This is a genomic window from Photorhabdus akhurstii, assembly GCF_018448925.1.
Taxonomy (GTDB): domain Bacteria; phylum Pseudomonadota; class Gammaproteobacteria; order Enterobacterales; family Enterobacteriaceae; genus Photorhabdus; species Photorhabdus akhurstii.
Genome location: NZ_RCWE01000047.1, coordinates 1 through 9,302 on the forward strand (window position 1 = coordinate 1; position 9,302 = coordinate 9,302).

The following is a 9,302-nucleotide window of genomic DNA, read 5'->3' on the forward strand; positions in this document are numbered from 1 at the left end:
ACGTTTAGCCCGCCCGTACGCCGGTAAAACGCACGGTTTTCACTGGCCGTTGATTCAGGGGACCGAAGTGGCGATCGCGTTTGAGCAGGGCAACCCGGATCGGCCCTACATCGCCCATGCGTTGCATGACTCCCGGCATGAAGACCACGTAACCCTCTACAACTACAAACGCAATGTGCTGCGCACGCCGGCCAACAACAAACTGCGCATGGACGATGAGCGCGGCAAAGAGCACATCAAACTGAGCACCGAATATGGCGGGAAAAGCCAGCTCAATCTGGGCCATCTGGTGGATGGACAGCGACCGCATCCCAACAAACGCGGCGAAGGGTTTGAGTTGCGCACCGACGACTGGGGAGCGATCCGGGCCGGGAAAGGACTGTTTATCAGCGCCGATCAACAGGTTAAAGCCTCGGGCCAGCAATTGGATATGGCGGCGGTGATAGAGCAATTAGAAACGGCGTTGTCTATTGCAAAATCATTATCACAGGCGGCAGAAATCGGCCAGGGTAAACCGGGGGATTGTGCGGCACAGACTAACCTTAACCAGACGCTGGAAGGGCTGAAAAAGTCGGGAATAGTGATGCATGCGCCACAAGGGATAGGAATTGTCAGTCCTGAATCGGTCAGAGTGGCATCGGGTAATCGCAGTGTTGGCGTGATAGCGGGGAAAAATGTCGATATCAGCGCGTTGAAAGATATCACGGCGATTGGTGGTGAATCGGTGAATCTATTTGCGCAAAAGTCCGGCATGCAATTATTTGCTCATCAGGGAAAGCTGGCGATACAGGCACAGGATGATGAACTGTCAGCGCTGGCTAAAAAGGATATTGATATCACCAGCACGGAGGGCAAAGTCACGGTCAGCGCCGATCGGGAAATCTTGCTGTCCAGCGGCGGTGGTTATATTCGGATTAAAGACGGCAATATCGAATTAGGTTGCCCCGGCAACATCCTGTTGAAAGCGGCCAATATACAAAAAATGGGCGCTGAAAATATTCATACACCAGCGCCGGTGCCGCCACGGGGATACAGTGGGTTTTTTACCTTAAAGGATCAGGACAGTGGACAGATTTTACCTCACAGACGTTACCGCATTACCACCGAAGATGGGCAAGTGTTTGAAGGGATGAGTGATGAAAACGGTAGAACCGTTGAAATTCATACCGCCACGCCGGACAAACTGAATATTGAACACTTTTAACTTACTGAGAGGAAAACCGTATGGCCGTATCGACCGGAAAAACAGGGGTAAAACCGCAAAACACCGATGTGTATGTCAAAGCGGAGCCAGCAATTTATTTTCACCCTGACAGTGAAACTTTGATTTTTGTGGATAAAGAAGATGTCCACGCATTGGTGGAGGAGCATAACTTTCTGAGTCACTGTGTGGAACAGCGCATTGAGGCGGAACGGCAATTAGACGCTCTGACAAAACAGTGTACTCAGCAGACAATGGCGCCTGCTTACGGGCAAGAAGTGCAGCTAAAGGCGGCTTATGACGAACTGAATGGGGCTTGTGAACAATTACGCAATCAGCTAACCACATTAAGTCCACCAGAAAATTTACCTAAAACGACGTTATTGGATGAAAACGCCAAAAAAAGCGCGATTGGTATCACGGAACTGATAGCGATGGATAAAGGCTATCAGGGTTACAAATACACCTACGTTCGGTCGGACAAAATCAAAAACCACTGGCGGCGCTATAAGCTGAATGATCAGGATAAGAAAAGCGGCGGTAAAAGCTTTTTACGAGAAGTGCCGTATACAGATAAAGTGGGCAACAGCCGTACCCGAATGGAGATAGATGGCAAAAAGCTGGAATCGCAAATTAAAAAACTCAAACCTTCATTAACGGTGCTGGATGTGAAGTTGATTGATGATCACAGCGGTGTTTGGGGTAAATGGGCGCAAGACCTGAATAACAGCCTGAAAACATCGCCGTATGAAGGGGAACATATTGCGTTTGATTCGCAATCGCAACTGATGCGCTGGTCTTATGGGGCGGGAGCTAAAGCCTCATTCAACCCGCTGGAAATCAGTAAAAATGGCTTGAAAGGGCTGTTGGACGCATCAGGGAAGATTAATTTTTATGCTAATTTTGCTTTGGCGGAATCTCGCACCAGAGCAACTCTCTATCTGCCGGACAGAACTGGGGTGAAGCTGTGTTATCCGCGCAAGGATGGCAGCGAAGGTGTGCTGGGGATGTGGCGATTTGACCTGACGCTGACACTCTCGGGCAGCGTGGGAGCCAGTTTGGGGATTGAGGCGGGAGTAAACCTGAAAGGGGATGTGGCTAAAGGGGTGCCGGTACAGATGGCGCTGGATGGTAATGGTGTGCCGGGACGTCGCAAGGTGGATGTCTCCAAGCTGCTGGAGGGATCGAATAACGGGGAGGAACTAGGCATGTTTGTCGGGGCAGAGTGCGGAGCCAATGTCAGTGGCGGCCTGATGTGGAAAAACTCGGAAAAGAATCCAATGGAATTTCGGCCGCTGGCGAAAGTGAGTGTTGGTGTTACGGGACAGGTTGGTGAAGGTTTCAGTGGCATTGTGTCGTTTAGTTATCGGGATGGCCGTATTCGGGTTATCGCTAAGGGTGGTCTGTGTTGGGGCGTTGGCGCTAAAGGGGCGGTCAGTTTTGATATTGATGGCGAGGCGATATGGGAAGAGTTTATGCCGTGCCTGACCTATATGTTGCGCAATATGGATTATGTGAAGATGTTGGAGTTGATGGTAGAAGAAGATTATTACGCGTTTTGTATGATGCCGTTATTGAAGTTGGGAGAGGTAGTGCTGAGAAATGAACTTAGCAATTTAAGAGATGATTTGGTTGCCTCTTGGAACGACAAGGAAAAACGGGTGGCGTTAATGGAGAAGATTAATGACAGTCAGGGAGATGTGCTGAAATATGCCCCACCAGAAACTCGCGGGGCAATGATTGCCGCGCTAATTGAAACTAATTTCTGGGATGAAGTAGCGAGTCCAGCCAGTAACCGTGAATTAAAGGGTGAATTCATGACGGTATTCAGTGCGCGTAAACGGGCAATACTGGCGGTACTGAAATGGGTGCAGTCAAAACGCGACTATGAAAATGTGATGCAGAACCTACATAAAATACCGGGCAGAGGGAAGACCTCTGATGGAGGAGGAAATGATTGGAAGGTAGGAGAAAAGGAAGTATCTGCTTTTTTAGGTCGGGGTGAACAACCACTTGTTGCAGGCATTTCTGTTGGTTTTGCTTTAGTCACACCTATGGTGATTATTGAGCCTAGTCATTATGCAGAAAACCTGAAAAACCTTTATAACTCATTACCTACTAATGAAGAATTGGCGAAATGCCTGAATGAACCTCTAAAACCGGTTAAAGAAGAGTATTTGACCAGTTTGACACACTTAGTAGATGAACAGCACCGTTATCAGAGGGTATTAAAACCATGAAACGAATAATCTGTTATCCCTTAATAGCCGGCTTGGTGTTACTAACACTGTCGGGCTGTAAAGATAAAAAGAAAATTCAGGCAGAACCGCAGGCGTTGGTAAAAGAAGTGCTGGCGGGAATGGTGCCAGTGGAAGGTGGCAGTTTTATGATGGGGGATTTTGGCCGTCGGGTAGCAGAACATTTGCCTTATAGTTTTGATATGGATAACAAACCTGAACATAAGGTAACACTAGATAGTTTTAGTATTTCGAAATACCGGGTGACTTGGGGGAAATTTAACCGTTATCGGGAAATTTTAGGGCTACCGAAAACGGCAATTTATAAAAACTTAAAGTCTTCAGATCCTGACTATGAATTTCTGGACCGCAGTACTGGAGATAACTATCCGGCTTCAGTGGATTGGCAGGAGGCTAAAGATTACTGCCAGTGGTTGGGTAAAGTGAGTGGCGAGATCGTGGATTTGCCAACAGAAGCACAATGGGAATATGCAGCCCGTAGTCGTGGTCAGTTGTTTATTTTTGCCAACAATAACAATGTGTATGAACCAGGGAAAAATTTTACAGACGATTTTCGCCCAGTCGGCTCCTATCCACCTAATCCGTTAGGATTGTATGACATGATGGGTAATGGCACTGATTGGGTTAATGACTGGTATGCTGCTGATTACTATCAGCACTCGCCAGAACATAATCCACAAGGCCCTGAAAAAGGGGAAGAAAAAGTAATCAGAGGCCAAATGGGAGCTGATATATGGGGGAATCATGTTATTAATCGTGGCAAAGTAGCTTTAAATTACTTTGAAAAACATTATCCACCGGGCTACGGTTTTCGTTGTGTAGTTAACTACCCTGAAACCAAGCATTCAACTTTAGATTTAAAAGATTCACATGACGGAGAAAAACCGACAGTGAACCAACTTAATAAACAGGGAATAGCAAAATCATGAAAAGCATATTCTGTTATCCCTTAGTAGCGGGATTGGTACTGCTAACACTGATGGGCTGTAAAGATGAAAAGAAAACTCGGGCGGAACCGCAGGCGTTGGTAAAAGAAGCATTGGCGGAGATGGTGCCGGTGGAAGGTGGTAGTTTTATGATGGGAAATTTTGGTCGTCGGGTAGGTGAACACTTGCCTTATGGTTTTGATCTAGATAATCAGCCAGAGCATAAAGTGACGCTAGATAGTTTTAGTATTTCGAAATACCGGGTGACTTGGACTCAGTTTAATCGTTACCGGAGGATTCTTGGATTACCAGAGAATGATTTCTATCAACACTTTAAAAAGTATGGGAAAGAATATGAGTATTATCGTGCTTTGTTGGGAGAAAAGTATCCCGCTTCGGTGTACTGGCAAGAGGCTAAGGATTATTGCCAATGGTTGGGAAAAATGAGTGGTAAGAAAGTAGATTTGCCGACAGAAGCGCAATGGGAATATGCGGCTCGTAGTCGAGGTCAGTTAGTTATTTTTGCCAATAATAACAATGTGTATGAGCCAGGGAAAAATTTTACAGATGATTTTCGTCCTGTCGGCTCATATTTACCTAATCCGTTAGGGTTGTACGACATGATGGGTAATGGGCATGATTGGGTTAATGACTGGTATGATACCGATTACTATCAGCATTCGCCGGAGCATAATCCACAGGGGCCTGAAAAGGGAAAAGCAAAAGTAATTAGGGGCCAGATGGGAGCTGATATATTAGGTAATCATGTTATTAATCGTGATAAGAGAGCTTTGGATTACTTTGAGAATCCTAAAACTAACCCACCGGGTTATGGCTTTCGCTGTGTAGTTAACAACCCTGAAACCAAGCATTCAACTTTAGATTTAAAAGATTCACATATCGGAGAAAAACCGACAGTGAACCAACTTAATAAACAGGGAATAGCAAAATCATGAAAAGCATACTCTGTTATCCCTTAGTAGCAAGGCTGGATAATGGCTGGTGCACCGAAAGCGATTATCAACATTCACCGGAGTACAACATTGGCAAGGGTAAAAGGGTAAGGGTATTGAAAAAGAGATAAACCTTATCTGTGAGTTAAAATTTTCTCTGTGTAATGAATTTTTTTTGAACTAAAAACACGATTTTGAATCTAACTAGTTTTATGGTTGTAAGGAGAAGCCAATAACTGAATAGAACGATCCTTAAAAAGGGGAAAAAGAGTTAAATAAACAAAACAGTAACGTCGCTATATGAGAAAAGGATAATGATAACCATTATGAAATGGCGATGGGTTTTGCTTTCACGATTAAAGAGGAAAATAAGCAACAGCTAAATGAATTGTAAAAAACTGTAAATAGGGTTCTGTCCTATATCTGATGGAATAAGAAATTCGAACATAAGATAACGTGGCGTTTCGCCCGAATGAAAAGGTATTAAAGAGATGAAAGAAAAAAATGTAACGATACAAAAAGAGTGGAGTTTATCGGATAACGAAGCAACGACGGGAATAACCTCTCTTTCTGAAAAACGTAGTTGGGTGGTGCGTAAATGGAAATGGATGATTGTCTGCTTTATGCCTGTTTTGATCGTGGGGGTATTTATGATTGCCATGACCGCAATAAAATCTTCGGAGCCCTATAAAAAAGCTTTATCGCTGGCACAATCTAATCCTGCGGTGAAAAGTATTTTAGGCCAACCCATTGAAGCAGGTTGGTTTGTTTCTGGCAGTATTAGCGAGAGTGACGCGGGATTCGAAATTGCTATTAAAGGAAATCGGTCTGGTGGTACTGTGTATGTTGATGCGGATAAACATGCAGGACATTGGCGATATAAAAATATTACTGTTCAACCTGATGACGGTGGACAATCGATAGATTTACTGGCAGGCGGTAATCCCATGAAATAAAGGTTATTTTTTTATATGGTGTGATTAAAACGCTCTTGAGCCGGTTTAATTTAATTGAAAAGTAATGAGAATCATTCTTAAAAGAGAAAATTAAACAACGTAGAGTTAATAGTATTTTATTCTGTACTATAAAGTATTGTTTTCTCTATGTGATTTTAGGTTATTTCAAATGTTTTCTATAAAGGTAAGAGTATGGACCGGAATAAATCCGTAAATCCTATAATAGCAGGTTTAGTATTACTGGCATTGTCAGGTTGTAAAGATGAAAAGAAAACTCAAACAGAGCCGCAGGCTTCGGTAAAAGAAGTGTCAATGTCTGGTGGCAGTTTTAATTTAAAAAGCATCCGCAATAACAAAAATGAGCGGGTTAAATTGATGGAGAAAATCAATGCCAGTCAGGGGGACATATTAAAATATGCATCACCAAAAACGAAAGGGGAAATCATTGCGGTTTTGATTAATAGCCACTTGTGGGATGGCGTGGTAAATCCGGTAAAACATTATTCGGTAAAACACGATGAGCAGAAATGTGAAGAGGGGACAGTCGTTGATGCACGTAAGCGCGCGGTATTGGCTGCGTTAAAATGGGTACAATCAAAGCATGACTACGAAAATGTCATGCAACACGCAGAGATGATGCCGGCTGTTGATGGAGAAGCCGACTGGCGAGCGAATGAAGCTAAAGTCATTGCCTTTTTAAGGCAGGGTGAAACGCCGAAAAGTTATGGGCGCAGTGATAACTTTATCCCTTTTGCCGCGAAAGTTACTATCCAACCAAGCCATTATGCTGAAAACTTGCGAGACATTTATCGTTCATTGCCTTCTCTTAAAGCAAATGCTAATGAACCACTGACGCCAGTCAATGTCGCATTATTAAGTAGTTGTACACAGGTGGTGGTTGATCAACATGGTTGGCAGCAGGTTAATGTAGGCGCTAGTTGAACTATTTGGTAAATAATCTGAAAAATAAGATTAACATTCGGTCGGCAGTGGATAATTCCATGAAATAAAGATGATTTTATTCTGAGTGATAAAATATCGTTTTCGCTATGTCATTGTCAGATTATTTCAAATGTTTTCTATAAAGGTAAGAATGTGGGCTGGAATAAACCCGTAATCGCCATCCAGCAGGAGCCTGTTTCTCCTATATTATGGCCCTGGCTGGTTTCAGGCATGCTTATTATTTGCATCGATATGACTTGCTATGTGTTATGGTCGGGATATCTCAGGCCGCAACAATGGGGAATAATATTTGGTGCTGTGGGCCTAATCTGGCTGGCTGCATTTGGACTGCGGTTATATCTCTTTGGCTATCGGCTGGAGATATATCATCTTTGGAGTCAAGAGCGCCAATATATTGATAAAGAGTGGCAAGATTGGGCCGGTCGACATATGTCTGTGTTACACAGTAGTCTATTTTTACCGGAGAAGCTGACTGCCAAGACCATCGTACAGGAAGAATCGAAAATTGCCGTTCAATATGGTGAAAAGAAAGTCATAGACTATTTTTCATGGTCGGAAGATAAGTGGCATGATTCAGTGCAGATATTATTACGCAGCACTGAAACGGCCATGTCCAACATTCCATTGGATAGGCAAGTCTGTGCAACAGTTATCACCTATTGCGCTGAACAGAAATATGAGAAATTAAAAATGATATTGCAGGAACAGTGGCAATCAATTTTTCCTTCTCGTCAGCCATTGTCTCAATTAAATCTGGTGCCTTATTTATCGGCAGTGCATATTGAACAATGGTTAAAAGACCCTGCTAGTGAAGTGCAATTACTGATATTAATGCAAATTGAAAATACTGAGCAATTTTCAGAAGGCTTAGGAATACTGCTTATGGCAACTGATGATTTAACGAAAAAATTTGAATTAGCTGAGAAAGCTAGAATCTATCGACCGATGGAAATTGACCTTGAAGATTTCGGACAACAATTTAAAACCTTTATTAATACTCAATTATCTGCGAAAGAAGCGACAGGTATGCTAGGGAATGATAATGATATCTATTCCTATACTTCACAAATTATGCCGGTGATTCAAGAACAGAATGCAGCGTTAAAACTGGAACGGATTAAAGATATTGAAAAGTTTATTGGGGAATCTGGAGCGGGCGCCTATTGGTTGGCAACTGGATTGGCTATTGATTTATCTCAATACCATTCAGGAAATTATTTAGTTTTAGCGAAAAATGGTCGTAACTGGACAGTAAATACAGTTCAGGCTCTGGAGGAAGAATGAAAATGATCGGTAATAAATGGACCAAAATCGGTAACGCACTGCTATTTATCGTCGTTGCTGTTGTATCGGCATTTTGTATCTGGTTTTACGGTGAAAAAATCGGATTGGATGCAAATGATAAAAAAATATTTGCCTGGGGATTATCGGTATTGATCTTTAGTGTACTGCGTCTTTTCCCGGTAATCGTTGGGATCTATCGACAGGAATACCTCAGAAGGGAAATCGAGCAACAAGGTATGAGTCCGGCCAGAGAGGAACGGTTAAAAATTTATACATCTGAGGATGAAAAGAGGGAGATGATCAACTTTCACCTCAGTCGACGTTATGGCCGCTTTTGGCGTAACAAAGTACGTATCTTACTGGTGATGGGCGAAGATCAAGAAATAGATCAGATAGTCCCTGGCCTCGTTCAGCAGAAATGGCAGGAAGGCGAAAACAATCTGTTGCTGTGGGGCGGCAGTTTACAGGTTCAGCCGGATAAAGCGCAGTTACAGGCATTGCGTCAACTGCGTCGCCGTCGTCCGCTGGATGGCGTGGTGTGGGCGATGACCGAAGACCAGCTCGGTCAACGGGTACACATCAATACCGCGCTGCGCATGCTGGAGAAACAGGGGCAACAGCTGGGCTGGCAGGTGCCGGTGTATGTGTGGAATGTGCGTCACAGCCACTGGGACCAGCACGACCGGCCGACTCAGACCGTGGGCTGTTTTCTGTCGGAAGGGGGGACGCCCGAGATGCTGGCGCAGAGTCTGGATAGCCTG

The 9,302-nt window shown here is 43.9% G+C and carries 8 protein-coding genes and 1 pseudogene; all 9 read left to right on the plus strand.

The window, feature by feature from the left end; genetic code table 11:
- The coding region (locus EAE93_RS23165; RefSeq protein ID WP_214040654.1) for a DUF2345 domain-containing protein at positions 1-1,204 on the plus strand (1,204 nt) is incomplete at its 5' end.
- Positions 1,205-1,224: 20 nt separating this feature from the next.
- The gene (locus tag EAE93_RS23170; protein ID WP_214040655.1) at positions 1,225-3,441 is read left to right on the plus strand and encodes a hypothetical protein; all 2,217 of its coding nucleotides are present in this window, start codon (positions 1,225-1,227) and stop codon (positions 3,439-3,441) included.
- The gene (locus EAE93_RS23175; RefSeq protein WP_214040656.1) at positions 3,438-4,388 is read left to right on the plus strand and encodes a formylglycine-generating enzyme family protein; all 951 of its coding nucleotides are present in this window, start codon (positions 3,438-3,440) and stop codon (positions 4,386-4,388) included. The genes EAE93_RS23170 and EAE93_RS23175 overlap by 4 nt, the downstream gene beginning before the upstream one ends.
- Positions 4,385-5,341, plus strand: a complete 957-nt coding sequence (locus tag EAE93_RS23180; protein WP_214040657.1) for a formylglycine-generating enzyme family protein — start codon at positions 4,385-4,387, stop codon at positions 5,339-5,341. Before EAE93_RS23175 ends, EAE93_RS23180 begins: the two co-directional genes overlap by 4 nt.
- On the plus strand, positions 5,338-5,469 hold the full coding sequence (locus EAE93_RS25190; RefSeq protein ID WP_269468856.1) for a hypothetical protein: 132 nt from the start codon (positions 5,338-5,340) through the stop codon (positions 5,467-5,469). Before EAE93_RS23180 ends, EAE93_RS25190 begins: the two co-directional genes overlap by 4 nt.
- A 360-nt stretch (positions 5,470-5,829) precedes the next feature.
- Positions 5,830-6,294: a cytochrome c oxidase assembly factor Coa1 family protein gene (locus tag EAE93_RS23185; protein WP_214040658.1), complete on the plus strand. Its 465-nt coding sequence runs from the start codon at positions 5,830-5,832 to the stop codon at positions 6,292-6,294.
- A gap of 192 nt (positions 6,295-6,486) precedes the next feature.
- Positions 6,487-7,236 carry a hypothetical protein gene (locus tag EAE93_RS23190; RefSeq protein WP_214040659.1) on the plus strand — a complete coding sequence of 250 codons (750 nt, stop codon included), beginning with the start codon at positions 6,487-6,489 and terminating at the stop codon, positions 7,234-7,236.
- Positions 7,237-7,389: 153 nt separating this feature from the next.
- Positions 7,390-8,541, plus strand: coding sequence for a hypothetical protein (locus tag EAE93_RS23195; RefSeq protein ID WP_110087354.1), 1,152 nt, complete (start codon positions 7,390-7,392; stop codon positions 8,539-8,541).
- A pseudogene (locus EAE93_RS23200) lies at positions 8,538-9,302 on the plus strand (ImcF-related family protein); the annotation flags it as partial. The gene EAE93_RS23195 and the pseudogene EAE93_RS23200, both read left to right, overlap by 4 nt.

What these genes read in the sequence shown, in the direction of transcription:
- EAE93_RS23180 (WP_214040657.1), top strand. Translation starts at nt 4,385, where the DNA reads ATGAAAAGCATATTCTGTTATCCCTTAGTAGCGGGATTGGTACTGCTA.
- EAE93_RS23175 (WP_214040656.1), top strand. Translation starts at nt 3,438, where the DNA reads ATGAAACGAATAATCTGTTATCCCTTAATAGCCGGCTTGGTGTTACTA.
- EAE93_RS23190 (WP_214040659.1), top strand. Translation starts at nt 6,487, where the DNA reads ATGGACCGGAATAAATCCGTAAATCCTATAATAGCAGGTTTAGTATTA.
- EAE93_RS23185 (WP_214040658.1), top strand. Translation starts at nt 5,830, where the DNA reads ATGAAAGAAAAAAATGTAACGATACAAAAAGAGTGGAGTTTATCGGAT.
- EAE93_RS25190 (WP_269468856.1), top strand. Translation starts at nt 5,338, where the DNA reads ATGAAAAGCATACTCTGTTATCCCTTAGTAGCAAGGCTGGATAATGGC.
- EAE93_RS23170 (WP_214040655.1), top strand. Translation starts at nt 1,225, where the DNA reads ATGGCCGTATCGACCGGAAAAACAGGGGTAAAACCGCAAAACACCGAT.